A 26,003-nucleotide genomic window follows, 5' to 3' on the forward strand; every position below is an offset into this window, starting at 1 on the left:
CCTTTCGAAATGCGCCCCCGTTGTGCGCCCCGTTCGGGACTAGCGTCCCTGGGCCATGGGACACCTGGACCACGCCGCCCTGGGCTGGCTGACACCCGCGCTGTCGTACGCGATGGCCTGTACCGGCGCAGCCCTCGGCCTGCGCTGCACCGTGCGCGCGCTGGCCGCCACCGGGCGCACACGCCGCAACTGGCTGCTGACCGCGGCCTCGGCGATCGGCACGGGCATCTGGACGATGCACTTCGTCGCCATGCTCGGCTTCCGGGTCGGCGGCACCGACATCCGGTACGACGTACCGCTCACCCTCGTGAGTCTGCTCGTCGCCGTGCTCGTCGTCTGCGCGGGCGTCTTCGCCGTCGGCTACGGCCGCAACCGGGTGCGAGCACTGCTGCTCGGCGGACTCACCACGGGGTTCGGTGTCGCGAGCATGCACTATCTCGGCATGGCGGCCATGCGCCTGCACGGCGAGGTGAGCTACGACCCGGTACGCGTGGGACTCTCCGTACTCATAGCCGTCGCAGCCGCCACCGCGGCCCTGTGGGCGGCGCTCAACACCGAGTCGCCCCTCGCGGTCACCCTCGCCTCGCTGGTCATGGGGGCGGCGGTGAGCAGCATGCACTACACCGGCATGTTCGCGGTGAGCGTGCGCGTCACGCCCTCCGGCGAGCCACTGCCCGGGGCCACGGCGATGCAGTTCATCTTCCCTCTCGCCGTCGGTCTCGGGTCCTACCTCTTCTTGACGTCGGCCTTCGTCGCGCTGTCGCCGACGGCCGGGGAGCGCGAGGCGCCCACCTCGGCCCGGCAGCAACCCGCTGGGAGCGCCGCCCCGTAACGGCGGACCCGGGCCGCAGGGCCCGGCGACAACGCACCGACCCCGCCCCGAGCGAGGAGGCCATGCGCCCACCCCGAGCCACCCCCGTACCTCCCACGCCCGAAGCAGGCGTCGGGACGCCGCCCCAGCCGCCCCAGCCCTCCGTGCGCGGCCGACGCGCGCACGCCGGACCACCCGCCGACGAGGGTCCGACGGAGCCCGCCGGCGTGGCGGGCGACCCCGCCACGCGCGCGTGGCCCGGGCGTCTGCAGCCCCGCACCGTGCGCGCCAGGATCGTCTGCCTCCTGATGGTGCCCGTCGTCTCCCTCCTGGCCCTGTGGGCGTACGCCACCGTCACCACCGCCCAGGACATCTCCCGGCTACGGCAGGTCCAGCGCGTGGACGCCCGGGTTCGGGTCCCCGTGAGCGCCGCCGTCGCCGCCCTGCAGACCGAGCGGCTCGCGGCCGTCCGGCACGCCACCGACCCGTCGTCGGTCCCGGGTGCCGACTTCCGGGAATTGACCGCGCGCACCGACCGCGCGGTGGGAAAGCTGCGGCTCGGCGACCACCACACCGTGGCCGACAGCGGGGAACTGCCCGCCGGAGTGGCCCGGCGGCTCCAGGCGTTCGTCGCCGGGGCCGAAGGACTGGGGCCGCTGCGCACCGCCGTCCTCGACGACCGCGCGGACTGGGAAGAGACCTATCGCCGCTATACGGCAGCCATCTCGACGGCCTTCCACGTGGGCGGCGCGCTGAGCGGTGTTCAGAACGCCGATCCGGGCTCCGACGCGCGCGTCCTGGTCGAATTCGCCCGCGCGGGCGAGGCACTGGCCCAGGAGGACACCCTGCTGGCCGGTGCCCGCCTGGCCGACGGACTCGCCGGTGCGCGACTGCGCCTGTTCACCGGCGCCGTCGACACCCGCCGGACGCTGACCGAGTCCGCCGTCGCCGATCTGCGCGGCGACGAACGCGCGGCCTGGCGGGACCTGGCCGACAGCGACGCCTACCTGGCCGTGGGCGCCACGGAGGACCGGCTGCTCGACAGCGGTTCGCGGGGAGGCCCCGTCGAGGCGACGGCACCCCGGTCCGCCTGGGACGAGGCGCACCCGCGCGTACGGGACGGCATGCGGGCGATCGAGCGGGACGCCGGGCGTTCGGTCGCCGACCGGACCGACCCGTTCACCCGCGGTGTGCTCACTCCGGCCGGGGCGGCGGTCCTCTTCGGCCTCCTCGCCGTCGCCGCGTCGCTCGTCATCTCCGTCCGCATCGGCCGTGGCCTGGTGGTGGAACTGGTGAGCCTGCGCGACAGCGCCCTGGAGATAGCCCGGCACAAACTCCCCGAGGCGATGCGCAGGCTGCGCGCGGGGGACGAGATAGACATCCGGGCCGAGGCACCGCCCCGGCCGCCTGCCGAGGACGAGGCGGGGCAGGTCGCCGAGGCCCTGGCCAGCGTGCACCGGGCCGCCCTGCGCGCCGCGGTGGAACGTGCCGAACTCGCCGGCGGCATCGCCGGGGTCTTCGTCAACCTCGCCCGCCGCAGTCAGATTCTCGTCCACCGTCAACTGAGTCTCCTGGACAGCATGGAACGCCGTTCCGACGACCCGGACGAACTCAGCGACCTCTTCCGGCTCGACCACCTCACCACCCGCATGCGGCGCCACGCCGAAAGCCTGATCATCCTCTCCGGTGCGGCACCAGGCCGCGCCTGGCGGATGCCGGTCTCCCTGACCGACGTGGTCCGTGCCGCCGTCTCCGAAATCGAGGACTACGCGCGCGTGGAGGTACGACAACTCCCCGAGGCCTCCGTCAAGGGCGCCGCCGTCGCCGACGTCACCCACCTCCTGGCCGAGATCATCGAGAACGCCGCCCAGTTCTCGCCACCCCACACGCGCGTGCGGGTCACCGGTGAACCGGTGGGCAACGGCTACGCGATCGAGGTCGAGGACCGCGGCCTCGGCATGGGCAAGGACGCCCTCGCCGAGGCCAACCACCGCATCGCACGGTCCGAGACGCTCGACCTGTTCGACAGCGACCGGCTCGGCCTGTTCGTCGTCAGCCGACTCGCCGCGCGACAGGACATCAAGGTGCACCTCAAGACCTCCCCCTACGGCGGTACCACCGCGGTCGTCCTCCTGTCCACCGCCCTTCTGCACGGCGAAACGGCGGCGACTCCTCCGGAGGCGGCACACGAGGCGGCCCGGCCCGAGGAGCACCTGTACGCGCGCGTGCCCGGCACTGCCGGGCGGCAGGACCCCGTAACCGCCCCGGTCGACCGGCCGGCACTGGCATCCGCCGCACCGGCGGGGACACGCGCCACCACATCCGGCCGGCCTCCGGGAGCACCTGCCCTGCGACTGCACCGGTCCTCCGACGACCCCGATGCCTCCCGCGCCCCAGCGCAGAGCGCCGGCTCACACCCACCGCAGCCGACCGGGGAGTCCGACGACCTTCCCCGCCGGGTCCGGCAGGCCAGTCTCGCCCCCCAACTGCGCGACGGGGGCCCCGTGGGCCCGGCGCGGCCCGGCCCCGCACGCGGCGACGAGGAGCGCACCCCCGAGGTCGTGCGGGACCGCATGACCGCCTACCGCGACGGCTGGTCGCGCGGCCGTGGCCGTCGCCCCGGCCGCCCGGCACCGCCGGAGCCGCCGACCGGCGACCGTACCGAAGGAGACCCCGCATGATCCAGAATTCCGGCACGGGAACCGCCCGGCGGACCCGCGAACTCGACTGGCTCCTGGACGACCTCGTCGGACACGTGCACGAGGTGCGGCACGCCGTGGTGCTGTCGAACGACGGGCTCGCCGTGGGCGCGTCGAACGACCTGGGCCGCGAGGACGCCGAGCACCTCGCCGCCGTCGCCTCCGGCTTCCACAGCCTGGCCAAGGGGGCGGGCCGGCACTTCGGCGCCGGGGGCGTGCACCAGACCATGGTCGAAATGGACGACGGCTTCCTGTTCGTGGCCGCGGCGGGAGACGGCTCCTGCCTCGCCGTCCTCACCGCCGTGACCGCGGACATCGGTCTGGTGGCCTACGAGATGGCACGGCTGGTGAGACGCGTCGGCGAGCACCTGCACACCGCGCCACGTGCCGCCGCCCGACCACCCTTCGGCGCATGACCGGGAAGGGCCCCGAGGATGACCGACGACATCACGGGCGGCGACCGGGAAGGGTCGGGCAGCCAGTGGTACGACAACGAGGCCGGACCCCTCGTCCGCCCCTACGCGATGACCGGCGGCCGCACCCGGCCGGGCCCCTCGGGAGTGCGGTTCGACCTGATCGCCCTCGTCACGCGCGTGGTCGGCGCACCGGACGTCGACGACACCGTGCTCGGACCGGAACACCGCACCCTGATCGGCCTGTGCCGCACCGAGACCCAGTCGGTCGCCGAACTCGCCGCCGACGCGGATCTGCCCGTGGGTGTCGTCAGGGTGCTCCTCGGCGACCTGGTGGAAGTGGGGTGCGTGACGGTCAGCCGCCCCGTGCCGCCGGCGCAGTTGCCCGACGAACGGATCCTGCGCGAAGTGATCGACGGACTGCGCGCCCTGTAGAGAAGCCCGAAAGACCATGACCGGCACCCACGTGCACGACCACCCGCACCGAGAGAAGTGATCGATGGTCTCCGAACGCCTTGACGCCACGGACGGCGACACGACCGCGCTGGCGCTGAAGATCCTGGTCGCCGGAGGGTTCGGCGTGGGCAAGACCACCCTGGTGGGCGCCGTCAGTGAGATCAGGCCGCTGCGCACGGAGGAACTGCTCAGCGAGGCCGGACGGCTGGTGGACGACACCGACGGCATCGACCGGAAGGTCACCACGACCGTCGCCATGGACTTCGGCCGCATCACCATCCGTTCCGGCCTCTCCCTCTACCTCTTCGGCACGCCGGGACAGGACCGGTTCTGGTTCCTCTGGGACGAACTGGCGCAGGGCGCGCTCGGCGCCGTCGTCCTCGCGGACACCCGGCGCCTGGCGGACTGCTTCCCCGCGGTGGACTACTTCGAACACCGGCACATCCCGTTCGTGGTGGCCGTGAACTGCTTCACGGGAGCACGCCGCCACGACGAGCACAGCGTCCAGCGGGCTCTCGACCTCGACCCGGGAACGCCCGTGGTGCTGTGTGACGCCCGGGACCGCGACTCGGGGAAGGAGGTACTGATCCGGCTCGTCGAGTACGCCGGGCGGATGCACACCGCCCGGCTCCTCGACTCCGTCCGCTGACCGGACCGACGCCCCCGGCAGGGAGGCCGTCAGTCCGCCACCGACTTCTGGGCCAGGACCTTGTCCACGGTGACACGGACGAGGAGTTCGCCCGGGACGCCGTTGCGCGCCCCGAACTCCTCGGCCCGTTCCTCGCCCATGTAACGGGCGGCGATGCGGGCGGCCCAGTGCCGCAGTTCGCCGAGGTCCTCCGAGATCCGCGCACGCCCCTGCAGCACGACGAAGTCGAAGGGCGGCCGGTCGTCGTCCACGCACAGGGCGATACGGCCGTCACGGGCCAGATTGCGCCCCTTCACGGTGTCCTTGCCGGTGTTGAACACCAGGTCGTCCCCTTCCAGCAGGAACCAGATCGGCGCCACGTGCGGGCTGCCGTCGGCCCGAACGGTCGAGAGCTTTCCGGTGCGGGTGCCGTCCGAGACGAACGCCCGCCATTCCTCATCGGTCATCTTCTGTGCCATGCCCCCATCCTCCTTGCCCGGAGCACGGGCGTGGTGAAGGCTGGCGGACGGATCCCCCGGCCAGGGGGAGGCAACGCGTACGGGGAGACACGGGGAGACCGATCATGGTGCAGAACCAGGGACTGGGCTGGTTGCTCGACGACCTGACCGCGCGCGTCGAACACGTACGGCACGCGTTGGTCCTGTCCAACGACGGATTGGTGACCGGGGCGAGTACGGGCCTGCGACGCGAGGACGCCGAGCACCTCGCCGCCGTCTCGTCCGGACTGCACAGCCTGGCCAAGGGCTCGGGCCGTCACTTCGGCGCCGGTCAGGTACGGCAGACGATGGTCGAGTTCGACGACGCCGTGCTGTTCGTCACCGCCGCGGGTTCTGGCAGTTGCCTGTGCGTGCTCAGCGGGGCGGAGACCGACATCGGGCAGATCGCGTACGAGATGACACTGCTCGTGAACCGGGTGGGCGAGCACCTCGACGTCGATGCGCGGCAGCCGGGACGGATATCGCCCACCGAGCCCTGACCTGCGCTTTCGGTGTCCCCGGTGGTCGGCCGCAGAGTTATCCACAGGCTCGCCACGGATGCCGCGGCAGCGGCTACGGTTTTTTGTGTCAGCGGGCGCGGACGGCGCCGGCCACACACTCCACGGGGGAGACGCATCATGTCCGGCAACACCATCACGCACGGGGTCGCCCCGGTCGGCGAGCCGACCGGCACCACCAGGGGCGCCTCGGTCACACTCCATCGCGCGGCGCGGGAACTGGGCCTCAGGCGAAGCGAGCTCGACCTCGCCGTGCGGCTCGGCCGGGTTCGCACGGTGTTCGACGACGGAGGAGGCGGGCGGCGCGTCCCCCGCGACGAGATCGACCGGATCCGGGCGTCGGACGGTTTCCCCGAGGTGCTCCGGGCCGGTGTCCGGGCCGTCGGGACCACGGAGGGCGCGGCCCTCATGGACGTGACCACGGCCCGGTTCACCCGTCTCGCGCGGCTGGGAGTGCTGGTGCCCGTGCAGTTCTACGTCAACCGGTACCGCGCCGTCGTCTGGCTGTATCTGGCGGAGGAGCTGCGGCAGTTCAGGGCCGACGAGCGCAACACCGCACTGCTGAAGGGCCGCACACCCGAAGGACTGCGGGACCAGCTGGAAGAAGGGCTTGACCTGCGTCCTCGCAACTGGCGGGGAAGGCATCTCGGATTCCTGCTCCGGCGGGCTGACGACCCCTGGGCCCGGGCCGCGGCGGTTGCGTCGCTGCTCGACGCCGCCGAGATCCCGGACGTGGTCACCGATCCCTACGAGCGCTCCCATCTGCTCCGGTTCCGCCCCGCACCCGTCACGCACGGCTCGCCGGGCTCCCCGGCCGCGCAGCTCGCCGAGGAGATCCTGACGGCCGCCGACCCGGACGAGGTCGCCTGGCTCCGCTCGGACCTGGCGGCCGCGGTGAACACGGCCCGCCGACACCGTCCGGCTCCCCGCCCGGCCCTGCACGCCGTGCCGGGCCCGCCCGGTCCGCGATCCGTACAGGGCGAGACGGCACAACCGGGGCGGCCCGCGGCGGAGCACCCCGCACCACCCGGGGCGGAGTACCCCCGACGGTTGAGCGGCCTGTTCGGCAGGCTCTGGCGCAGAGACTCCTGACCTACAGAGCCCGGAAAAGCCCTTCCTGCACCACGGACACCAGCATGCGTCCCTCCGTGTCGTAGATCCGCCCACGGGCCAGCCCGCGCCCGCCGGTCGCGATCGGCGACTCCTGGTCGTACAGGAACCACTCGTCGGCCCGGAACGGCCGGTGGAACCACATGGCGTGGTCCAGCGACGCCATGTCGAACCCCCGGGGACCCCACAACGGCTCCACCGGGATGCGCACCGCGTCCAGGAGCGTCATGTCACTGGCGTAGGTCAGGGCGCAGGTGTGCACGAGCGGATCGTCGCCGAGCGGTCCGACCGCGCGCATCCACACGGCGCTGCGCGGCTCGGCGCCCTCGACCTCCTCGGCACTCCACCGCAGCCGGTCGACATAGCGGATGTCGAAGGGCTGACGGCGGGCCATGCGCTCGAACTGCTCCGGCAGCGCACCCAGGTGCTCCCGGACCTCGTCGGCGACCGTCGGCAGGGACTCCGGATCGGGGACCTTGCGGGCCGGCGGCAGCTGGTGCTCGAAACTCCCCTGCTCAGGCTTGTGAAAGGAGGCGGTGAGCGTGAAGATCGTGCGGCCCTGCTGCACCGCGGTGACCCGGCGGGTGGTGAACGACCGTCCGTCCCGGTCCCGTTCGACCTGGTACACGATCGGCACGCCGGGGCGTCCGGGACGCAGGAAGTACGCGTGCAGCGAGTGCACCGGGCGGTCGCCGTCGGTGGTGCGGCCCGCGGCGACCAGCGCCTGGCCGGCCACCTGGCCGCCGAAGACCCGCTGCAGCGACTCCTCGGGGCTTCGGCCACGGAAGATGTTGACCTCGATCTGCTCCAGGTCGAGGAGGGCGACGAGGCTCTCGGCCGGATTCGTCATGGGTGGGGTTCTCCTGTGCTCACAGCTGGCCTACATCGGAGACACGGACGACCGCACGGCCCTCCGTGTCGGAGGCGGTGAGATCGACCTCCGCACTGATGCCCCAGTCGTGGTCGTCGTTCGGGTCGTCGAAGATCTGCCGCACGCGCCACAGCCCGTTCTGCGGTTCCTCCTCGATGATCAGCAGCTTCGGACCGCGGGCGTCCGGGCCGGTGCCGAGGTCGTCGTACTCGTCCCAGTACTTGTCCATGGCCTCGCCCCACGCGTCGGCGTCCCAGCCCGCGTCGGCGTCCATCTCGCCCAGCTCGCCGACCTGGTCCAGGGCGGCCAGCTCGACACGGCGGAACATGGCGTTGCGAACCAGCACACGGAAGGCGCGCGCGTTGGCGGTGACCGGCCGTACCTGATCGGCCTTCTCCTGCGCCTCCTCGGCGGTCATCTCCTCCGGGTTGGCGAGCTGCTCCCATTCGTCGAGGAGGCTGGAGTCGACCTGGCGCACCATCTCGCCGAGCCACTCGATCAGGTCCTGGAGGTCCTCGGACTTCAGATCGTCCGGCACGGTGTGGTCGAGGGCCTTGTAGGCGCTCGCCAGGTAGCGCAGCACGATGCCCTCGGTGCGGGCCAGTTCGTAGTGGGAGACCAGCTCCGTGAAGGTCAGTGCCCGTTCGTACATGTCACGGATGACCGACTTCGGGGACAGCGGGTGGTCACCCACCCAGGGGTGGCTCCTGCGGTACGTGTCGTAGGCGTGGAAGAGCAGCTCCTCCAAGGGCTTCGGGTACGTGATGTCCTGGAGACGCTCCATGCGCTCCTCGTACTCGACGCCGTCCGCCTTCATCGCGGCCACGGCCTCACCACGCGCCTTGTTCTGCTGGGCGGCGAGGATCTGCCGCGGGTCGTCCAGCGTGGACTCCACGACCGACACCATGTCCAGCGCGTACGACGGGGACTCCGGGTCCAGCAGTTCGAAGGCGGCCAGGGCGAACGTGGACAGCGGCTGGTTCAGCGCGAAGTCCTGCTGGAGGTCCACCGTGAGACGCACGACGCGTCCCTCCGCGTCCGGCTGGTCGAGCTTCTCCACGATGCCGCCGTCCAGCAGCGAACGGTAGATGGCGATGGCCCGCCGGATGTGCCTGAGCTGCTGCCGGCGTGGCTCGTGGTTGTCCTCCAGCAGGTGCCGCATCGCGGAGAAGGCGTCGCCAGGGCGGGCGATCACCGACAGCAGCATGGTGTGCGTGACCCGGAAGCGGGACGTCAGAGGTTCCGGCTCCGAGCCGATGAGCTTGTCGAACGTGCTCTCCGACCAGGCGACGAACCCCTCGGGAGCCTTCTTCCGGACGACCTTCCGCCGCTTCTTCGGGTCGTCACCGGCCTTGGCGAGCGCCTTCTCGTTCTCGACGACGTGCTCGGGCGCCTGGGCGACCACGAACCCCTCCGTGTCGAACCCGGCCCGCCCGGCCCGCCCGGCGATCTGGTGGAACTCCCGGGCCCTCAGCGTGCGGACCCGGGTGCCGTCGTACTTGCTCAACGCCGTGAACAGCACGGTGCGGATCGGGACGTTGACGCCCACGCCGAGTGTGTCCGTTCCGCAGATCACCTTCAGCAGGCCGGCCTGCGCGAGCTTCTCCACCAGCCGCCGGTACTTGGGCAGCATGCCGGCGTGGTGGACCCCGATGCCGTGCCGCACGTAGCGGGAGAGATTGCGGCCGAACTTCGTGGTGAAGCGGAAGTTGCCGATGAGGTCGGCGATCCGCTCCTTCTCCTCGCGCGTGCACATGTTGATGCTCATCAGGGCCTGTGCCCGCTCCACGGCCTGCGCCTGGGTGAAGTGCACGATGTACACGGGGGCCTGCCGGGCCGCCAGAAGATCGGTGAGCGTCTCGGTGAGCGGTGTGTAGCGGAACTCGTAGGAGAGCGGCACCGGCCGGGTGGCCGAGCGGACCACCGCGGTGGGACGGCCGGTACGGCGCGCGAGGTCCTTCTCGAAGAAGGAGACGTCACCGAGCGTCGCCGACATCAGGACGAACTGGGCCTGCGGCAGTTCCAGCAGGGGAATCTGCCAGGCCCAGCCGCGGTCCGGCTCCGCGTAGAAGTGGAACTCGTCCATGACGACCTGGCCGATGTCCGCGTGCTTGCCGTCACGCAGCGCGATGGACGCCAGGACCTCGGCCGTGCAGCAGATGACGGGGGCGTCGGAGTTCACGGAGGCGTCGCCGGTCAGCATGCCCACGTTCTCGGTGCCGAAGATCTTGCACAGCTCGAAGAACTTCTCCGACACCAGCGCCTTGATCGGTGCCGTGTAGAAGGTGACCTCGTCCCGGGCCAGGGCGGCGAAGTGCGCGCCCGCCGCGATCATGCTCTTGCCGGAGCCGGTGGGCGTCGACACGATCACGTTCGCGCCGGAGACCACCTCGATCAGCGCCTCCTCCTGGTGGGAGTAGAGCGTGAGACCGCGTTCCTTGGCCCACGCCTCGAACGCTTCGTACAAGGCATCGGGGTCGGCGGTCCGCGGCAGCTGATCGATGAGGGTCACGCCCCCATCTTGCCTGCCCCGGGCCGCGATGGGGGAATCGGCTGTCCGTGTGAAGATCACGAACGCTACGCTGGGTCGCCGGCGCGGCAACAGCGGACCCGGACAACTGCACAGCGGCACACGAGGAATGGGGCGGGCAACGGCGATGATGGGACCAGCACACTCACTGTCGGGTGCCGCGGCGTGGCTCGGCGTCGGGGCGGCGACCGCCGCCGCGGGACGGCCGATGCCCTGGCCGGTGCTGCTCGCCGGAGCCCTGATCTGCGCCGGAGCGGCGCTCGCCCCGGACCTCGACCACAAGGCTGCCACCATCTCCCGGGCCTTCGGACCGCTCTCCCGGGGGCTGTGCGAGATCGTCGACAAGCTCTCCTACGCCGTCTACAAGGCCACGAGGAAGCCGGGCGACCCGCGCCGCTCCGGCGGACACCGCACGCTGACGCACACCTGGCTGTGGGCGGTCCTGATAGGCGGGGGCGCGTCGGTCCTGGCCATCACGGGCGGCCGTTGGGCGGTGCTGGCGCTCCTCTTCGTGCACATGGTGCTGGCCATCGAGGGGCTGCTCTGGCGGGCCACCCGCGGTTCCAGCAGCGACGTGCTGGTCTGGCTGCTGGCCGGGACCAGCGCGTGGATCCTCGCCGGCATCCTGGACAAGCCGGACGGCGGCGCGGACTGGCTGTTCACGGCGCCGGGCCAGGAGTACCTGTGGCTGGGGCTGCCGATCGTGCTCGGCTCGCTGGTGCACGACATCGGGGACGCGCTGACCGTTTCGGGCTGCCCGATACTCTGGCCCATACCGGTGGGCCGCAAGCGGTGGTACCCCATCGGCCCGCCGAAGGCCATGCGGTTCCGAGCGGGCAGCTGGGTGGAGCTGAAGGTACTGATGCCGGTGTTCATGCTGCTCGGGGGAGTGGGCGGCGCGGCGGCGCTCAACTTCATCTGAGCGACGCGGGCCCGGCCGGCTCAGCCGGTTTCCCCGGTGTCCTGCCCCTCGCCCGCGCCGTAACGCCGCTCGAAGCGGGCGACGCGGCCCTCCGAGTCCACCGTTCGCGCCTTGCCCGTGTAGAAGGGGTGGCTCTCCGAGGAGATCTCCACGTCCACCACCGGGTACGTCTCGCCGTCGTCCCACGCGATGGTCTGGTCGCTGGTCGCGGTGGACCGGGTCAGGAAGGCGTACCCGGCACTGCGGTCACGGAAGACGACGGGCCGGTAGTCGGGGTGCTTGTCCTGCTGCATGGCTGCTCCTCGTACCGCACGGTTCATGGGAGCGACGGCACGGGGCTGCCGCCGCGATTGGTGTCAGCCGGGCAGGGAGTCCTCGTCGACCACGTGCATCGCGGCCTCCTCGGCGGAGGCGGCCGCGCCGTCGATGCCCACGTCCATGGCGACCAGCGCCGGCTCCTCGTCCTCGTGCGCCCCTTCGTCGGGTGCCACGAGCCGGCCGGAGCGGCCCGCGCCGACCTCGTTGTCCAGCAGTTCCCCGTCGGTGCCGTCGGAGTCGCCCAGCCCGTCACCGTCGGGCGCGAGCTCGTCCGGCCGCTCCTCGGCGAGCCGCTGGTCCAGCGTTTCGCCGCGGCGGCGTTCGGCGGCGGTCACGCCGGTGTGCTCCACCGCCCAGGGGCGCTCGGGCGGGGACCAGCCCCGGTCGAGGGGATCGTCGACACCGTCCTCCTCGAGGGTGTCCTCACCGTCGAGGAGCCCGGTGTCCTCCCGCTGCTCGGATCCGTCGGGCTGGTAGACGTCATCTCCCCATCCGTCGACGCTGTTCACGGATACCTCCAGGGGGTGGGGACCGGCCCCTTCTCACCGTGGACGGCGGCGGGCCGCCGCTGCACGGGGCACAGGCCTCATCTGTCGCGGAACCGCGCGGTTCCCGGGCCTACCTCGAGCCGGTGCCTGCTCCCAGCCTTCCACTCCCTTTCGGGACCGCGCAACGGCACGGACCCCGCCGGGTTACGCGGCAGGCCCGCCCCGGCGGCTTCGCCGGGCCGGCCGACCCACGCCGGGCGCCGCGGCACCTGCGGCGCGTCCGCCCCGGGGCCACCGCCCGGCCTCCCACCGGAGCCCCGCCCGACAGGGCCGACTCGGCCGCGAAGGTGCGCGGGGCGGCTACCCGTGCCAGGACCGCCACAGCGCCGCGTAGGCACCGTCGGTCGCGACCAGCTCGTCGTGGCTGCCCAGCTCACTGATCCGGCCGTTCTCGACCACGGCGATGACGTCCGCGTCATGGGCGGTGTGCAGGCGATGGGCGATCGCGATCACCGTGCGTCCGTCCAGGACCCGGGCCAGGGACCGTTCGAGGTGACGTGCGGCCCGTGGGTCGAGCAGGGACGTCGCCTCGTCCAGCACCAGGGTGTGCGGGTCGGCCAGCACCAGGCGGGCCAGCGCGATCTGCTGGGCCTGCGCCGGGGTGAGCGCGAAGCCGCCCGAGCCGACCTCGGTGTCCAGCCCCTCGTCGAGCCCACGGGACCAGTCGTCCGCGTCGACCGCTCCCAGCGCCGCCCACAGCTCGGCGTCGGTGGCACCGGTCCTGGCGAGCCGGAGGTTGTCGCGCAGGGAGCCCACGAAGACGTGATGCTCCTGGTTGACGAGGGCGACGTGCGAGCGGACCCGTTCGGCGGACATCCGGGACAGTTCCGCGCCGCCCAGGGTGATCCGGCCCTCGCGCGGACCGTAGATGCCCGCGAGCAGCCTGCCCAGGGTGGACTTGCCCGCACCAGAAGGGCCGACGAGGGCCAGCCTGGTCCCGGGGGCGACCTCCAGCGACACCTTGCGCAGCACGTCAACGCCCTCCAGGTAGCCGAAGCGCACGCGGTCGGCGTGCACGTGCCGTCCGTCGGGGGTCAGCGTGCCGTCACCGGCGTCCGGCTCGATGTCCCGGACGCCCACCAGCCGGGCCAGGGAGACCTGGGCCACCTGCAGCTCGTCGTACCAGCGCAGGATGAGGCCCACCGGGTCGACGAGCATCTGCGCGATCAGGGCGGCCGTGGTCAGCTGGCCGACCCCGATCCAGCCCTGGAGGACGAAGACACCACCGATGAGCAGGACGGAGGCGAGCACGGTCACATGGGTGACGTTGATGACGGGGAAGAGCACCGACCGCAGCCAGAGGGTGTAGCGCTCCCAGGCCGTCCACTCCTTGATCCGGCGCTCCGACAGCTCGATCCGACGGGCGTCGAGACGGTGGGACTCGACGGTGCGCCCGGCGTCCACCGTCTCGGCGAGGGCGGCGGCCACCGCGGCGTACCCGGCGGCCTCCGAGCGGTAGGCGGCGGGCGCCCGGCGGAAGTACCAGCGGCAGCCGATCACCAGCAGCGGCACCGCGATCAGCACCGCGGGAGCGAGCGGCGGTGCCGTGACCACCAGGCCGCCGAGCAGCAGCACCACCCATACGGCGCCGATCGCGAGCTGGGGCACGGCCTCGCGCATGGCGTTGGCGAGCCGGTCGATGTCCGTGGTGATCCGGGAGAGCAGGTCGCCCGTGCCGGCCCGTTCCAGCACACCGGGCGGCAGCCCGACCGAACGCACGAGGAAGTCCTCGCGCAGATCGGCCAGCATCCGCTCGCCGAGCACGGCCCCCCGCAGCCGTACCTCGCGCACGAAGACGGCCTGTACCACGAGGGCGAGCACGAAGAGCGTGGCCGTGAGGCCGAGACGCAGTTCGCGCGCGTCGTCCGAGACCCGCTCCACGAGCCCGCCCAGCAGGTAGGGGCCCGCCATCGAGGCGATCACGGCGACGGTGTTGACGGTGACGAGGAAGAGGAACGCCCGACGGTGCCGGCGCAGCAGTTCCCCGATGTAGGCACGCACGGTCGGGCGGGCGCCGACGGGCAGGGTGCCGGCCGTCGTCGGGACCGCCGGGTCGTAGGACGGTGGCGCGACGCCGATCATGCCGTCTCCTCGATCTCTTCCAGTCGGTGCAGTACGTCGTCGTCACTCAGGGCGCCGTCACGGTCGTCGACGCGGCCGTCGTCGTTCAGGGGCCGCGCCGGCTTCCTGCCGGCCGGTACGGCGTCCGGGTGCGCCGCGGCCTCCTTGTCGGTCTCGCGGGTCACCACCGCCCGATACCGGGGTTCGGCGTGCAGCAGTTCCCGGTGCGCGCCGACAGCGGCGACCTCGCCGTCGTGCAGGAACACGATCCGGTCCGCGCGGTCCAGCATCAGCGGTGACGAGGTGAACACCACCGTGGTGCGCCCGGCGCGCAGTGCCCGCACGCCCTCCGCGATCCTCGCCTCGGTGTGCGAGTCGACGGCCGAGGTCGGTTCGTCCAGAACCAGCGCCTCCGGGTCCGTGATCAGGGACCGGGCCAGTGCCAGGCGCTGTCGCTGGCCGCCCGACAGCGACCGGCCCCGTTCGGTGATGCGGGCGTCCATCGGGTCGTCGGCGCCGAGCGAGCCCTGCGCGAGTGCCGCCAACACGTCACCGCACTGGGCGGCGGCGAGCGCGTCCTCGGTGGCGACGGCACCGGACGCGGGCACGTCCAGCAGCTCGCGGAGCGTTCCGGAGAGCAGTACCGGGTCCTTGTCCTGCACCAGGACCGCGGTGCGCGCGGACTTCAGGGGCAGCTCGTCCAGTGGCACCCCGCCCAGCAGGGCGGACGCACCCTGCTCCGAGGGATGCCCGCCGAGCCGTTCCGCCAGCAGCCCGGCCGCGTCCGGGTCACCGCACACCACGGCGGTGAGCCCGCCCGCCGGAGCCAGGAGACCGGTGGTCGGGTCGTACAGGTCCCCGGTGGGGATCTCGGCGGCGCGCGAACCCCCGGTGTCCGTGGCGCGTTCCAGGGCCAGCACCCGAGCGGCCCGTTTCGCCGAGGGGCGGGAGAAGGAGTACGCCATGGCGATCTCCTCGAAGTGCCGCAGCGGATAGGTGAGGATCATGACGGAGCTGTAGACGGTGACGAGTTCACCGACGCCGATGCGGCCCTGTCGGGCCAGGTGGACGCCGTGCCAGACCACCGCGATCAGCAGCAGTCCCGGCAGCAGCACCTGGATCGCGGAGATCAGGGACCACATGCGGGCGCTGCGCACGGCGGCGTGGCGCACCTCCTGGGAGGCGCTGCGGTAGCGGTCGAGGAAGAGTTCCTCGCCGCCGATGCCGCGCAGCACGCGCAGTCCGGCGACGGTGTCCGAGGCGAGCTCGGTGGCGCGGCCGGCCTTGTCGCGCTGGACGTCGGCCCGCCGGGTGGCGCGGGGCAGCAGGGGCAGCACCGCGAGGGCCAGCACCGGCAGCCCCACGATCACGACGACGCCGAGCGCCGGCTGGTAGACGACCAGCGCCACGCAGACCAGCACGATGGTGAGCGCGGCGGCGGTGAAGCGGGAGACGGCCTCCACGAACCAGCCGATCTTCTCGACGTCGCCGGTGGACACGGCCACGACCTCACCGGCCGCCACGCGCCGGGTCAGCGCCGAGCCCAGCAGCGCCGTCTTGCGGGCCAGCAGTTGCTGGACGCGGGCCGCGGCGGTGATCCAGTTGGTGACGGCGGCGCGGTGCAGGAAGGTGTCGCCGAGCGCGTTGCCGACGCAGCACAGGACCATGACGCCGCCCGCGAGGGCGAGCCGGCTGCCGGAGCGGTCGACGACCGCCTGGATGGCGAGACCGACACAGAAGGGCAGAGCGGAGACGGAGGCGAAGTGCAGCAGGCCCCAGGCCAGTGACTTGAGTTGGCCACCGAGCTGGTTGCGGAACAGCCACCACAGGAATCGGGGGCCCGAGCGTGCGTCCGGCACACCCGGGTCGGGATACGGAAGGTCTTGGATCTGCATGACGTCCCAGTGGCTCGTGTCAGGGGATGCCGTTGCCATACGGCGTCAAGAGGCTGCAAACCGTGCAAGGTTGGCGTCGCCACGTGCCCAAAATCAAGCGGTTTTCCGCGGCGGCGTACGAATCCGGCTGCGGAGCGCCGCGCGCCGTCCGCCCATGTCGGCAGCAGTCCACCCGCCCCCGTCCGCCGCCGTCCTGACGGCATGGGCGCAGGGGATGCGACGATGGACGAATGGCACGTGGTGGTGGACGGCGTACAGCGGTCGTGACGGCGGCTCTCGGCTCCCTGTTGGCGGTGACGGCGCTGTCCGCCTGCGGCGGCCCGTCGGGGGACGGCGCGGACGCCCGGGCGAGCGGACCCCCGGGCGGGGACGGCCGGAGCAGTGCGGCGGCCGACCCGACGAGGATCCCCGGTGTCGGCGACCGGCTCCAGAAGCGCATCCCCAGCAACTCGCGCCAGGTCGTCGCGGTGTACGGAGACGGCAGGGATTCCGCCGACTCCACGGTCGTGCTCTACACGAAGCAGGGCTCCGCCTGGCACCGCGCCCGCAGTTGGGCGGCGCACAACGGCACCAAGGGGTGGACGACCGACCACCACGAGAACGACAAGCGCAGTCCCGTCGGCGTGTTCACGCTCAGCGACGCGGGCGGCGTGCTCCCGGACCCGGATCCGGCCCCCGGCACGGGGCTGCCGTACAGCAGGTCCGCGAGCTTCGCGGCCCCGCGGTGGTGGGCGAAGTCGTACTGGCACGACTTCGACTACGTCATCGCCATCGACTACAACCGTGTCAAGGGCACCCCGCCGAACGACCCGACCCGCCCCGAGGGGACGTCGAAGGGCGGTTCGATCTGGTTGCACATGGACCACGGCAGCGGTACGTCGGCCTGCGTCAGCCTGCCCAAGCCGGCGATGGAGTACCTGCTGCGCACGTTGGACCCGGACCGGCACCCCGTGGTGGTGATGGGGGACAGGGCGCACCTGAAAGCCTGAGCGCGGGGCTTTCGGCACCCGGCCACCCGGATCACCCGGGACCGGACCGACTGCCCGGATCACGCCGTCCGGCGGCCCTCGCCCGGGTCCGGCCCGTCGATCAGGGTGTCCAGCAGCCCGCCCAGCACCGCGCGCTGCTCGTCCGTCAGCGGGGCCAGGATCTCCTCGGCGGCGGACCGGCGCGCACCGCGCAGTTCCCCGAGGGCCGCGCGCCCGTCGTCGGTCAGCTCGATCCGGATGACCCGGCGGTTGGCGGGATCCGGGACGCGGCGCACCTTCCCGGCCGCTTCCAGCCCGTCGACCAGAGTCGTCACCGCCCGGGGCACGACCTCCAGGCGCTCGGCGAGATCCGCCATGCGCGGGGGCGAGCCGTAGTGCGCCAGCGTGCGCAGCAGCCGGGACTGGGCCGGGGTGATGCCGAGGTCGCGGTGCTCGAGATGGCGCTTCTGGATGCGGTGCACCCGGCGGGTGAGCCGCAGCAGCTGCTCGGCGAGCAGGCCGTCGGAATCGGGGGCGGTCATGGGGGAACAATATCAGGATGATGTTCATTGTGAGTATAGGTAACAATGACCTATGATCCGTAGGTCCGCGCATGCCCGCGGCAGGCCCCCGAGGTCTGCGCTGCGAAGGCGCCGCGGGCCTCCCCTCGCCGCCTCCGAAGGAGCCCATGCACCCCGATCGCGAATCCGCCTGGACCGCACCCGCCGACGCCAAGGAACAGCCCCGGCAGGTGCGTCGCATCCTCAAGCTGTTCCGCCCCTACCGCGGCCGCCTTGTGGTCGTCGGCCTGCTGGTCGGCGCCGCGTCCCTGGTGTCGGTCGCCACGCCCTTCCTGCTCAAGGAGATCCTCGACGTCGCGATCCCCGAGGGGCGTACGGGCCTGCTGAGCCTGCTCGCCCTCGGCATGATCTTCGGCGCCGTCCTCACCAGCGTCTTCGGCGTGCTGCAGACCCTGATCTCCACGACCGTGGGCCAGCGCGTCATGCACGACCTGCGCACCGCCGTCTACGGACGGCTCCAGCAGATGTCCCTCGCCTTCTTCACCCGCACCCGCACCGGCGAGGTCCAGTCCCGCATCGCCAACGACATCGGCGGCATGCAGGCCACCGTCACCTCCACGGCGACCTCACTGGTGTCCAACCTCACCAGCGTGGTCGCCACGATCGTCGCCATGGTCGTCCTCGACTGGCGCCTGACCGTCGTCTCGCTGCTCCTCCTCCCGGTGTTCGTGTGGATCAGCCGCCGCGTCGGCAGGGAACGCCGGAAGATCACCACCCGGCGCCAGAAGCAGATGGCCGCGATGGCCGCCACGGTCACCGAGTCGCTCTCCGTCAGCGGCATCCTGCTCGGCCGCACCATGGGCCGTTCCGACTCCCTCACCCGCGCCTTCGCGGACGAGTCCGAGAGCCTGGTCGACCTGGAGGTGAGGTCGAACATGGCGGGCCGCTGGCGGATGGCCGTCATCACGATCGTCATGGCCGCCATGCCGGCCGTCATCTACTGGACCGCGGGCATCGCCCTGCAACTCGGCGGCCCCGACGTCTCCCTCGGTACGATCGTCGCCTTCGTCTCGCTCCAGCAGGGGCTGTTCCGCCCGACCGTGAGCCTGTTGTCGACCGGTGTGCAGATCCAGACCTCGCTCGCACTCTTCCAGCGCATCTTCGAGTACCTCGACCTGCCGATCGACATCACCGAGCGGGAGGACCCCGTCCACCTCGACCACATCAAGGGCGAGGTCCGCTTCGAGAACGTCGAGTTCGGCTACGACGGCAAGGGCGGCCCGGTGCTCGACGGCATCGACATCACCGTCCCCGCCGGCAGCAGTCTCGCCGTCGTCGGTCCCACCGGCGCAGGCAAGTCCACACTCGGCCACCTGGTGCCGCGGCTGTACGACGTGACGGGCGGCCGGGTCACCCTCGACGGGGTCGACGTGCGCGACCTCGACTTCGACACCCTCGCCCGCGCGGTCGGCGTCGTCTCGCAGGAGACATACCTCTTCCACGCCTCCGTCGCCGAGAACCTGCGCTTCGCCAAGCCGGACGCCACGGACGCGGAGCTGGAGGCGGCGGCGAGGGCGGCCCAGATCCACGACCACATCGCCGCCCTGCCCGACGGCTACGACACCGTGGTCGGCGAGCGCGGGCACCGGTTCTCCGGCGGCGAGAAGCAGCGCCTGGCCATCGCCCGCACCATCCTGCGCGACCCGCCCGTCCTGGTCCTGGACGAGGCGACCAGCGCCCTGGACACCCGTACCGAGGCCGCCGTGCAGGGCGCCATCGACGCCCTGTCCGCCAACCGCACCACGATCACCATCGCGCACCGCCTCTCCACCGTCCAGGGCGCCGACCGGATCGTGGTCCTCGACTCCGGACGACTGGCCGAACAGGGCACGCACGAGGCACTGCTGGCGCAGGACGGGAGGTATGCCGCGCTGGTGCGCCGGGACGCCCGACTGGAGCCGACAAGATGACGATATGCCGGGTTTGGGACCGTATGGGGGTTACCGTGCCCGCATGCAGATGAACACTCCGCCACGGAGCGCGAGAAGCGTGAGAAGCGCGAGGAGCGCCGGAGGCCCCAGAGCGAGCCTCAGAGGGTCCACAGGACTCAGGGGTCCCAGAAGCCCCAGAAGCCCCAGGCGAACGATCCGGCTGACGCGCCGGGGCCGTATCGCCCTGATCGCGGCCGGCGCTGTCGTCGCCGGTACCGCCGTGGCGGTGCCGCTGCTGACGACGGAGGACGAGGGCGAGTCCCGTCCCACCTCCCTGGTGATCCCGGAGGGCTGGCGCGCGACCCAGGTCTACGGGGCCGTCGACAAGGCCCTCGCCCTGCCCGCGGGCACCACCAAGAAGTCCCTGGCCAAGGCCGACCTCAAGCTGCCGAACGACGCCGAGGGCAACCCCGAGGGCTATCTCTTCCCCGCGACCTATCCGCTGGGCGAGAACCCGGCCCCGGAGAAGCTGCTGACGGCCATGGTCGACACGGCGAACAAGAGGTTCACCGGCGCGCCGGTCGCCGCGGGCGCCCAGCGCAACGCGCTGAACGTCTACCAGGCGGTCACCATCGCCAGCATCGTGCAGGCGGAGGCCGCCGCCAAGGAGGACATGGGCAAGGTCGCCCGGGTGATCTTCAACCGGCTGGAACGCGGCATGCCGCTGCAGATGGACTCCACCATCAACTACGCCCTGGGCCGTTCCACCCTGAAGACCACCGACAAGGACACGAAGATCGACAGTCCTTACAACTCGTACCAGCGCATGGGGCTGCCGCCCACCCCCATCGCCAGTCCGGGCGACGAGGCGATGACCGCCGCGATCAATCCGACCCCCGGTGACTGGCTCTACTTCGTCACGGTCAAGCCGGGCGACACCCGCTTCACCGCCGACTACGCCGAACACCAGCGCAACGTGGACGAGTTCAACCGCCTCCAGCAGAGCGCGTCGAAGCAGGCCGAGGCCGCCAAGTGACCGGTCGGGGCGTCACGCGGCGACCGGCTCCTCCTCGGCCAGCAGCCGCCTGATGTCCCGCACGGCCGCGCGTCCCGCCCGGTTGGCGCCGATGGTGCTGGCGGAGGGCCCGTAGCCGACGAGATGGATCCGCGGGTCGGCCAGCGCACGCGTCCCCTCGACACGGATACCGCCACCCGCCTCCCGCAGCCGCAGCGGCCTCAGATGGTCGATGGCGGCCCGGAACCCGGTCGCCCACAGGATGACGTCCGCGGCCACCCGCCGCCCGTCGCCCCACTCCACCCCCTCGGGCGTGATCCGGTCGAACATGGGCTGCCGGTCCAGCACACCCGACTCCAGCCCGGCCCGGACCGCCTCGTTCAGCGGCAGCCCGGTCACCGACACGACACTCTTCGGCGGCAGCCCCTGCCGCACCCGTTCCTCCACGAGCGCCACCGCCGCCCGGCCCGCGTCCTCGTCGAAGGGCCCCTCGCGGAAGACGGGGGGCCTCCTGGTCACCCACGTGGTGGCCGCCGCGTACGGGGCGATCTCCATCAGGTGCTGGGTGCCCGAGGCGCCGCCGCCGACCACGATCACGCGCCGACCGGCGAACTCCTCCGGCCCGGCATACTGCGCGGTGTGCAGCTGCCGTCCCCGGAAGGTCTCCTGCCCCGGATAGCGCGGCCAGAAGGGCCGGTCCCAGGTGCCGGTCGCGTTGATCAGCGCACGCGTCGCCCACGACCCGGCCGACGTCTCGACGTCCAGCCGTCCGTCCGTCCCCTCGCGCACGGCACGCACATCGACCGGCCGCAGCACCCGCAGGTCGAAGGTCCGCTCGTAGTCCGCGAAGTAGCCGCTCACCACCTCGGCGGACGGCCGCGCCGGATCCGCGCCGGTCAGCTCCATCCCCGGCAGGGCGTGCATCCCGTGCACCTTGCCGTACGTCAGGGACGGCCACCGGAACTGCCAGGCACCGCCGGGCCCGGGGGAGTGGTCGAGCACCACGAAGTCGCGCTCGGGCTCGAAGCCCGTGCGCCGCAGGTGATAGGCGGCGGCGAGCCCGGCCTGACCGGCACCGATGACGACGACCTCGACCTCGCGTGTGTGGTTCACGCATCTACCAACTGCGTGGCAGGCCCCGATCTTCCCCCGGTGTCAGGATGGGGTCATGTCAGATGCCTTCACCACCCGAGTCCTCAACGTCGCCACCGGCTCGGCGGAGCGGGTCGCCGACATCACCGGTGACTGCGAGTCCTTCCTGCGCGAGGCTGCGTCCGGTCGCGACGGCCTCCTCAACGTGTTCGTCCCGCACGCCACCGCCGGGATCGCGATCATCGAGACCGGCGCCGGCAGCGACGACGACCTGCTGTCCGCCCTGCACACCCTGCTCCCCGCCGACGACCGCTGGCAGCACCGCCACGGCAGTCCCGGACACGGCCGCGACCACGTGCTGCCCGCGTTCGTGCCCCCGCACGCGACGCTGCCGGTGATCGGCGGCCGCCTGGAGCTCGGAACCTGGCAGTCGGTGTGCCTGGTGGACACCAACCGGGACAACCCCGACCGCCGGGTCCGGCTGAGCTTCCTCGGCTGACGGCAGCCGTCCGCAGGGTTCCGGCGTCCTACTCCACCGCCATCTCGCCCAGCTCCGACCAGCCCTCCTGGTCGACCGTCGTGTTCACGATGCGGGGTGTGCGGGCCAGGTGGCGCGGCAGCTTCTCCTGGGCGGCGCGGAAGTGTGCGGACCGGACGTGGGCGGCACCCGCCTCGTCGTCGCGGAACGCCTCGACCAGTACGTACTCGGTGGGGTCGTCGACGCTGCGCGACCAGTCGAACCAGAGGCAGCCGGCTTCCGCCCGGGTGGCCCGGGTGAACTCGCCGGCGATCTCCGGCCACTGGTCGGCGTGTTCGGGGAGCACCTGGAACTTCGCCGTAATGAAGATCATGGGTTCGGTTCGCTTTCTGTGATGCGGGACCTGGAGGCCGTTTCCCGGTCACGGCACGAGGACGGCGCGGCCGCGGAAGTAACCCGCGACCGCGAGCACCGTCGGCTCATGCAGGTCGAGGCAGCTGCCGACGAGGTTACCGAGGCTCGGCATGAGCCGCGCCACCTGCGCCGCGAGACGGCCCGGTACGGGATCGACGTACCGGGCCGCACGCACCGCTCCTGGGCACGCGCACGCGCCGCCGGACCGGACCGGGGATCAGGCGCCCGCTCGCGTCCGTCCCCGGACCACCAGCCGCTTCACCAGTGGCCAGGTCAGCAGCAGCACGATCACCGCGTACACCGTCACCGAGAACGGCGTGTTGACCAGACCCGACACGCTGCCGTCGCTGATCTGCAGGGCACGGCGCAGCTGCTGCTCGGCGTTCGGGCCGAGGATGACACCGATCACGGCGGGCAGGATGGGCAGCCCGTAGCGCCGCATGCCGAACCCGATCAGACCGATGACCAGCAGGATCACCAGGTCGACCACCTCACCGCCGACCGCGTACGCGCCGACCGCCGCGAAGAACATGATCCCCGCGTACAGGTACGGCCGCGGGATCCGCAGCAGCTTGGCCCACACCGGCGCCAGCGGCAGGTTCAGGGCGAGCAGCAGCACCATGCCGACGAAGAGGGAGGCGATCAGACCCCACACCAGCTCGGGCTCGCGTTCGAAGAGCAGCGGTCCGGGCTGGATGCCGTACTGCTGGAAGGCGGCCAGCATGACCGCGGCGACCGCGGTGGTCGGCAGGCCGAGCGTCAGCATGGACACCAGCGTGCCCGCCGCCGAGGCCGACGCCGCCGACTCCGGTCCCGCCACGCCCTCGATGGCGCCCTTGCCCCACTCGTCCTTGTGCTTGGACAGCCGCTTCTCCGTGACGTACGACAGGAAGGTGGGGATCTCCGCGCCGCCCGCCGGGATCGCGCCGAACGGGAAGCCGATGAACGGGCCGCGCACCCAGGACTTCCAGGTGCGCTTCACATCGGCGCGGCCGAGCCAGGGACGGCCCACCGGGATCGGTTCGGCCGCCCCGCGCCGCAGGTGGGCCGCCACCCACAGCGCCTCGCCGATCGCGAACAGACCGACCGCCACGATCACCACGTCCACGCCGTCGGCGAGTTGCAGCGAGCCGAAGGTCAGCCGCTGCTGGCCCGTCATCTGGTCCAGGCCCACCAGGCCGATCGTCAGACCGATCAGCAGCGAGGCCAGGCCCCTGATCCGCGACGAGCCCAGCACCGACGTCACGGCGATGAACGCCAGCACCATGATGGCGAAGTAGTCCGGCGCACCGATGTCCACCGCAAGGTCGGCGACCGTCGGCGCGAGCGCCACCAGCAGGACCGTGCCGATCATGCCGCCCGCGAAGTGACCGATGGCCGCGGCCGCCAGCGCCTGTGCGCCGCGCCCCGCCTTGGCCATGGGGTTGCCCTCCATGGCCGCGACCACGGCGGCGCTCTCGCCGGGGGTGTTGAGCAGGATGGAGGTGGTCGAACCGCCGAACATCGCGCCGTAGTAGATGCCCGCGAACATGATGAACGCCGCGACCGGGTCCAGCCCGTACGTGACCGGCAGCAGCAGCGCCACCGCCATCGCCGGACCGATGCCGGGCAGCACGCCGATGGCCGTGCCGAGCAGCACACCGAGGGCGGCCCACAGCAGGTTGAGCGGGGTCAGGGCCGTGCCGAACCCGTCCATGAGGGAGTTGAGGGCGTTCATGTCAGAGCACTCCCATCAGCGGACCACCGGGCAGCGGCACGCCGAGCAGCTTGTCGAAGACGACGTAGGTGATCAGGGACAGCACCGCGGCGATCAGCGGATCGCGGTCCACGCGGCGGCTGCCGAGCGCGAAGGCGGCGCCCCAGAAGAGCAGCGCCCCGGCGACGGGGAAGCCGGCCGGCTCGATCAGGGCGGCCGCGCCGAGGAAGATCCCGGACAGCAGCAGCACCGTGCGCCAGTCGGCCGGTTCGGACAGGTCGATGTCCTCGCCGCCCTCGGCCTCGCCCCGGCCGCCGCGCAGCACGTCGACGGCGAGCAGGGCGGCGATCACCAGCAGACCGATGCCGACCACGACCGGCACGGTCTTGGGTCCGACCGGGCCGCGCTGGGTGATGTCGACGTCCATGGTGAGCGCGTCGGTCAGGACGAGCACGCCGAGCGCCAGCAGCAGGGCGCACACGCCCAGTTCGGAGTGCTCGCGCAGCCACGAGCGCCGGCCGGCGGCCGCGGTCCCGCGGTTCTCGGGGAGTTCGGTCGGCGTCGTCACAGTCCCAGCTCCTTCAGCACCGACACCACACGCTTGTCCTGCGCGTCCAGGAAGTCACCGAACTCGTCACCGGTCAGGAACGCGTCGTCCCAGCCGTTCTGGTCCATGGACTTCTTCCACTCGGGCGAGTCGTGCAGTTCCTCGAACAGGCGGATCAGCTTGGCGCGCTGCGCCTCGGACAGACCGGGCGGGGCGACGATGCCGCGCCAGTTGGTGAAGTCCACGTCGTAGCCGGACTCCTTGAGGGTGGGCGCGTCCTTGAGGTCGTCCACCCGCTCGGGACCGGTCACCGCGAGCACCCTCAGCTCGCCGGCCTTGATCTGGTCCAGGTACTCGCCGACGCCGGAGACCCCGAAGCCGACCTTGTTGCCGAGGATGGAGGCCAGCAGCTCGCCGCCGCCGTCGAAGGGGATGTAGTTGACCGACTTCGGCTGGATCCCGGCGGCCTGCGCCATCAGCATCGGTGCGAGGTGGTCGGGCCCGCCCGGCGACGAACCGCCGCCCACCGGTATCTTCCCCGGGTCCTCCTTCCAGGCGCCGATCAGCTCGTCGATCGTCTTGTACGGCGAGTCCTTGGCGACCACGACGACGTCCTGCTCCTCGGTGAGCCGCGCGATCGGCGTGGCGTCGGCGAGGGTCTTGGGCGCGTGGTTGGAGCGGGCGGCGCCCACGACGCCGAGGCCCATGGACATGGCGAGCTTGCCGTTGCCGTGCTCGCTCACCAGCCGGCTCAGGCCCACGGTGCCGCCCGCGCCGGGCAGGTTGAACACCTCGATGTTGTGCGTGAGCCCGGCGTCCTCGGCGTTCTTCGCGGCCGTGCGGGCGGTGATGTCGTAGCCGCCGCCGGGCGTGTTGGGGACCATGAAGCGCAGGCCCGGAATCTGGGTGCCGGAGTCCGAGTCGTTGCCTGAGGAGAGCAACGGCGGTCCCGCCAGCACGAGCACGGCGGCCCCGAGCAGGGCAAGGGGGGTGCGCAGGCGCACGTATGACACCACCTGTCGGTTGGGTAGAGGGGTACGGGGAGCCCTGTGGGGGAGGGTGAC

At 71.9% G+C, this 26,003-nt stretch carries 25 protein-coding genes; 12 read left to right on the top strand and 13 right to left on the bottom strand.

What is annotated here, in order from left to right:
• The first annotated feature begins 55 nt into the window (after positions 1-55).
• The 5 genes from BZZ08_RS14610 (at position 56) to BZZ08_RS14630 (ending at position 5,028) form a co-directional block, all read left to right on the top strand.
• Positions 56-832, top strand: coding sequence for an MHYT domain-containing protein (locus tag BZZ08_RS14610; RefSeq protein ID WP_104632631.1), 777 nt, complete (start codon positions 56-58; stop codon positions 830-832).
• A gap of 62 nt (positions 833-894) precedes the next feature.
• Positions 895-3,492 carry a sensor histidine kinase gene (locus BZZ08_RS14615; RefSeq protein WP_104632632.1) on the top strand — a complete coding sequence of 866 codons (2,598 nt, stop codon included), beginning with the start codon at positions 895-897 and terminating at the stop codon, positions 3,490-3,492.
• Positions 3,489-3,926, top strand: a complete 438-nt coding sequence (locus BZZ08_RS14620; protein WP_104632633.1) for a roadblock/LC7 domain-containing protein — start codon at positions 3,489-3,491, stop codon at positions 3,924-3,926. Before BZZ08_RS14615 ends, BZZ08_RS14620 begins: the two co-directional genes overlap by 4 nt.
• 18 nt (positions 3,927-3,944) lie before the next feature.
• Positions 3,945-4,358, top strand: a complete 414-nt coding sequence (locus BZZ08_RS14625) for a DUF742 domain-containing protein (RefSeq protein ID WP_104632634.1) — start codon at positions 3,945-3,947, stop codon at positions 4,356-4,358.
• A 64-nt stretch (positions 4,359-4,422) separates the two neighbouring features.
• Positions 4,423-5,028 (top strand): GTP-binding protein, encoded by a 606-nt coding sequence (locus BZZ08_RS14630; protein WP_104632635.1) that lies wholly within the window; start codon positions 4,423-4,425, stop codon positions 5,026-5,028.
• Positions 5,029-5,057: 29 nt separating this feature from the next.
• Here the strand turns inward: BZZ08_RS14630 and BZZ08_RS14635 are convergent, their stop codons facing one another.
• Positions 5,058-5,486: a PPOX class F420-dependent oxidoreductase gene (locus BZZ08_RS14635; RefSeq protein WP_104632636.1), complete on the bottom strand. Its 429-nt coding sequence runs from the start codon at positions 5,484-5,486 to the stop codon at positions 5,058-5,060.
• Positions 5,487-5,590: 104 nt separating this feature from the next.
• On the opposite strand from BZZ08_RS14635, the gene BZZ08_RS14640 reads away from it, so the two are divergent.
• Together BZZ08_RS14640 and BZZ08_RS14645 are read left to right on the top strand one after the other, a co-directional pair.
• The gene (locus BZZ08_RS14640) at positions 5,591-6,004 is read left to right on the top strand and encodes a roadblock/LC7 domain-containing protein (RefSeq protein WP_104632637.1); all 414 of its coding nucleotides are present in this window, start codon (positions 5,591-5,593) and stop codon (positions 6,002-6,004) included.
• A 138-nt stretch (positions 6,005-6,142) separates the two neighbouring features.
• Positions 6,143-7,114 (top strand): DUF6397 family protein, encoded by a 972-nt coding sequence (locus BZZ08_RS14645; protein WP_104632638.1) that lies wholly within the window; start codon positions 6,143-6,145, stop codon positions 7,112-7,114.
• 1 nt (position 7,115) lies between these two features.
• On the opposite strand, the gene BZZ08_RS14650 is transcribed toward BZZ08_RS14645, so the two are convergent.
• Positions 7,116-7,982, bottom strand: a complete 867-nt coding sequence (locus BZZ08_RS14650; RefSeq protein ID WP_104632639.1) for an acyl-CoA thioesterase — start codon at positions 7,980-7,982, stop codon at positions 7,116-7,118.
• Positions 7,983-8,001: 19 nt separating this feature from the next.
• On the bottom strand, positions 8,002-10,515 hold the full coding sequence (locus BZZ08_RS14655; RefSeq protein ID WP_198601473.1) for a DEAD/DEAH box helicase: 2,514 nt from the start codon (positions 10,513-10,515) through the stop codon (positions 8,002-8,004).
• A gap of 145 nt (positions 10,516-10,660) precedes the next feature.
• On the opposite strand from BZZ08_RS14655, the gene BZZ08_RS14660 reads away from it, so the two are divergent.
• A complete protein-coding gene (locus tag BZZ08_RS14660) occupies positions 10,661-11,455 on the top strand; it encodes a metal-dependent hydrolase (RefSeq protein ID WP_104632640.1) in 795 nt (264 codons plus the stop codon).
• A gap of 20 nt (positions 11,456-11,475) precedes the next feature.
• On the opposite strand, the gene BZZ08_RS14665 is transcribed toward BZZ08_RS14660, so the two are convergent.
• The 4 genes from BZZ08_RS14665 to BZZ08_RS14680 all read right to left on the bottom strand — a co-directional run bounded on the left by BZZ08_RS14665 (position 11,476) and on the right by BZZ08_RS14680 (position 16,277).
• On the bottom strand, positions 11,476-11,748 hold the full coding sequence (locus tag BZZ08_RS14665) for a type B 50S ribosomal protein L31 (protein WP_104632641.1): 273 nt from the start codon (positions 11,746-11,748) through the stop codon (positions 11,476-11,478).
• Positions 11,749-11,811: 63 nt separating this feature from the next.
• Positions 11,812-12,282 (bottom strand): DUF5709 domain-containing protein, encoded by a 471-nt coding sequence (locus BZZ08_RS14670; protein WP_104632642.1) that lies wholly within the window; start codon positions 12,280-12,282, stop codon positions 11,812-11,814.
• A 339-nt stretch (positions 12,283-12,621) separates the two neighbouring features.
• Positions 12,622-14,403, bottom strand: a complete 1,782-nt coding sequence (locus BZZ08_RS14675; protein WP_104632643.1) for an ABC transporter ATP-binding protein — start codon at positions 14,401-14,403, stop codon at positions 12,622-12,624.
• Positions 14,400-16,277, bottom strand: a complete 1,878-nt coding sequence (locus BZZ08_RS14680; protein WP_104632644.1) for an ABC transporter ATP-binding protein — start codon at positions 16,275-16,277, stop codon at positions 14,400-14,402. Before BZZ08_RS14680 ends, BZZ08_RS14675 begins: the two co-directional genes overlap by 4 nt.
• A 230-nt stretch (positions 16,278-16,507) precedes the next feature.
• On the opposite strand from BZZ08_RS14680, the gene BZZ08_RS14685 reads away from it, so the two are divergent.
• Entirely contained in the window at positions 16,508-17,266 is a 759-nt protein-coding gene (locus BZZ08_RS14685; RefSeq protein WP_104632645.1) for a L,D-transpeptidase family protein, read from the top strand.
• Between the two features lie 59 nt (positions 17,267-17,325).
• On the opposite strand, the gene BZZ08_RS14690 is transcribed toward BZZ08_RS14685, so the two are convergent.
• Positions 17,326-17,787: a MarR family winged helix-turn-helix transcriptional regulator gene (locus BZZ08_RS14690; RefSeq protein ID WP_104632646.1), complete on the bottom strand. Its 462-nt coding sequence runs from the start codon at positions 17,785-17,787 to the stop codon at positions 17,326-17,328.
• Positions 17,788-17,933: 146 nt separating this feature from the next.
• On the opposite strand from BZZ08_RS14690, the gene BZZ08_RS14695 reads away from it, so the two are divergent.
• Both BZZ08_RS14695 and mltG read left to right on the top strand, forming a co-directional pair.
• Positions 17,934-19,736 carry an ABC transporter ATP-binding protein gene (locus BZZ08_RS14695; RefSeq protein WP_104632647.1) on the top strand — a complete coding sequence of 601 codons (1,803 nt, stop codon included), beginning with the start codon at positions 17,934-17,936 and terminating at the stop codon, positions 19,734-19,736.
• A 241-nt stretch (positions 19,737-19,977) separates the two neighbouring features.
• Positions 19,978-20,733, top strand: coding sequence for an endolytic transglycosylase MltG (gene mltG / locus BZZ08_RS14700; protein ID WP_104632648.1), 756 nt, complete (start codon positions 19,978-19,980; stop codon positions 20,731-20,733).
• A gap of 12 nt (positions 20,734-20,745) precedes the next feature.
• Here the strand turns inward: mltG and BZZ08_RS14705 are convergent, their stop codons facing one another.
• Entirely contained in the window at positions 20,746-21,825 is a 1,080-nt protein-coding gene (locus BZZ08_RS14705; RefSeq protein WP_104632649.1) for an NAD(P)-binding domain-containing protein, read from the bottom strand.
• Between the two features lie 55 nt (positions 21,826-21,880).
• Here BZZ08_RS14705 and BZZ08_RS14710 point away from each other — a divergent pair, with 55 nt between their 5' ends.
• On the top strand, positions 21,881-22,303 hold the full coding sequence (locus tag BZZ08_RS14710; RefSeq protein WP_104632650.1) for a secondary thiamine-phosphate synthase enzyme YjbQ: 423 nt from the start codon (positions 21,881-21,883) through the stop codon (positions 22,301-22,303).
• Between the two features lie 28 nt (positions 22,304-22,331).
• Here the strand turns inward: BZZ08_RS14710 and BZZ08_RS14715 are convergent, their stop codons facing one another.
• The 4 genes from BZZ08_RS14715 to BZZ08_RS14730 form a co-directional block, all read right to left on the bottom strand.
• Positions 22,332-22,655 (bottom strand): putative quinol monooxygenase, encoded by a 324-nt coding sequence (locus tag BZZ08_RS14715; protein WP_104632651.1) that lies wholly within the window; start codon positions 22,653-22,655, stop codon positions 22,332-22,334.
• A gap of 258 nt (positions 22,656-22,913) precedes the next feature.
• Positions 22,914-24,413 carry a tripartite tricarboxylate transporter permease gene (locus tag BZZ08_RS14720; RefSeq protein WP_104632652.1) on the bottom strand — a complete coding sequence of 500 codons (1,500 nt, stop codon included), beginning with the start codon at positions 24,411-24,413 and terminating at the stop codon, positions 22,914-22,916.
• Between the two features lies 1 nt (position 24,414).
• Positions 24,415-24,960, bottom strand: coding sequence for a tripartite tricarboxylate transporter TctB family protein (locus BZZ08_RS14725; RefSeq protein WP_104632653.1), 546 nt, complete (start codon positions 24,958-24,960; stop codon positions 24,415-24,417).
• Positions 24,957-25,943 carry a Bug family tripartite tricarboxylate transporter substrate binding protein gene (locus tag BZZ08_RS14730; RefSeq protein WP_198601474.1) on the bottom strand — a complete coding sequence of 329 codons (987 nt, stop codon included), beginning with the start codon at positions 25,941-25,943 and terminating at the stop codon, positions 24,957-24,959. The genes BZZ08_RS14725 and BZZ08_RS14730 overlap by 4 nt, the downstream gene beginning before the upstream one ends.
• Positions 25,944-26,003: the final 60 nt, after the last annotated feature.

This window comes from Streptomyces sp. MH60 (assembly GCF_002939385.1).
Classification (GTDB): Bacteria; Actinomycetota; Actinomycetes; order Streptomycetales; family Streptomycetaceae; genus Streptomyces.

Excerpts from the sequence above, each read along its gene's own strand:
- BZZ08_RS14680 (WP_104632644.1), bottom strand. The coding sequence starts at position 16,277 with ATGCAGATCCAAGACCTTCCGTATCCCGACCCGGGTGTGCCGGACGCA.
- BZZ08_RS14665 (WP_104632641.1), bottom strand. The coding sequence starts at position 11,748 with ATGCAGCAGGACAAGCACCCCGACTACCGGCCCGTCGTCTTCCGTGAC.
- BZZ08_RS14645 (WP_104632638.1), top strand. The coding sequence starts at position 6,143 with ATGTCCGGCAACACCATCACGCACGGGGTCGCCCCGGTCGGCGAGCCG.
- BZZ08_RS14685 (WP_104632645.1), top strand. The coding sequence starts at position 16,508 with ATGGCACGTGGTGGTGGACGGCGTACAGCGGTCGTGACGGCGGCTCTC.
- BZZ08_RS14710 (WP_104632650.1), top strand. The coding sequence starts at position 21,881 with ATGTCAGATGCCTTCACCACCCGAGTCCTCAACGTCGCCACCGGCTCG.
- BZZ08_RS14675 (WP_104632643.1), bottom strand. The coding sequence starts at position 14,403 with ATGATCGGCGTCGCGCCACCGTCCTACGACCCGGCGGTCCCGACGACG.
- BZZ08_RS14620 (WP_104632633.1), top strand. The coding sequence starts at position 3,489 with ATGATCCAGAATTCCGGCACGGGAACCGCCCGGCGGACCCGCGAACTC.
- BZZ08_RS14650 (WP_104632639.1), bottom strand. The coding sequence starts at position 7,982 with ATGACGAATCCGGCCGAGAGCCTCGTCGCCCTCCTCGACCTGGAGCAG.
- BZZ08_RS14640 (WP_104632637.1), top strand. The coding sequence starts at position 5,591 with ATGGTGCAGAACCAGGGACTGGGCTGGTTGCTCGACGACCTGACCGCG.
- BZZ08_RS14615 (WP_104632632.1), top strand. The coding sequence starts at position 895 with ATGCGCCCACCCCGAGCCACCCCCGTACCTCCCACGCCCGAAGCAGGC.
- BZZ08_RS14635 (WP_104632636.1), bottom strand. The coding sequence starts at position 5,486 with ATGGCACAGAAGATGACCGATGAGGAATGGCGGGCGTTCGTCTCGGAC.
- BZZ08_RS14610 (WP_104632631.1), top strand. The coding sequence starts at position 56 with ATGGGACACCTGGACCACGCCGCCCTGGGCTGGCTGACACCCGCGCTG.
- BZZ08_RS14715 (WP_104632651.1), bottom strand. The coding sequence starts at position 22,655 with ATGATCTTCATTACGGCGAAGTTCCAGGTGCTCCCCGAACACGCCGAC.
- BZZ08_RS14695 (WP_104632647.1), top strand. The coding sequence starts at position 17,934 with ATGCACCCCGATCGCGAATCCGCCTGGACCGCACCCGCCGACGCCAAG.
- BZZ08_RS14630 (WP_104632635.1), top strand. The coding sequence starts at position 4,423 with ATGGTCTCCGAACGCCTTGACGCCACGGACGGCGACACGACCGCGCTG.
- BZZ08_RS14660 (WP_104632640.1), top strand. The coding sequence starts at position 10,661 with ATGATGGGACCAGCACACTCACTGTCGGGTGCCGCGGCGTGGCTCGGC.
- BZZ08_RS14720 (WP_104632652.1), bottom strand. The coding sequence starts at position 24,413 with ATGAACGCCCTCAACTCCCTCATGGACGGGTTCGGCACGGCCCTGACC.
- BZZ08_RS14690 (WP_104632646.1), bottom strand. The coding sequence starts at position 17,787 with ATGACCGCCCCCGATTCCGACGGCCTGCTCGCCGAGCAGCTGCTGCGG.
- BZZ08_RS14625 (WP_104632634.1), top strand. The coding sequence starts at position 3,945 with ATGACCGACGACATCACGGGCGGCGACCGGGAAGGGTCGGGCAGCCAG.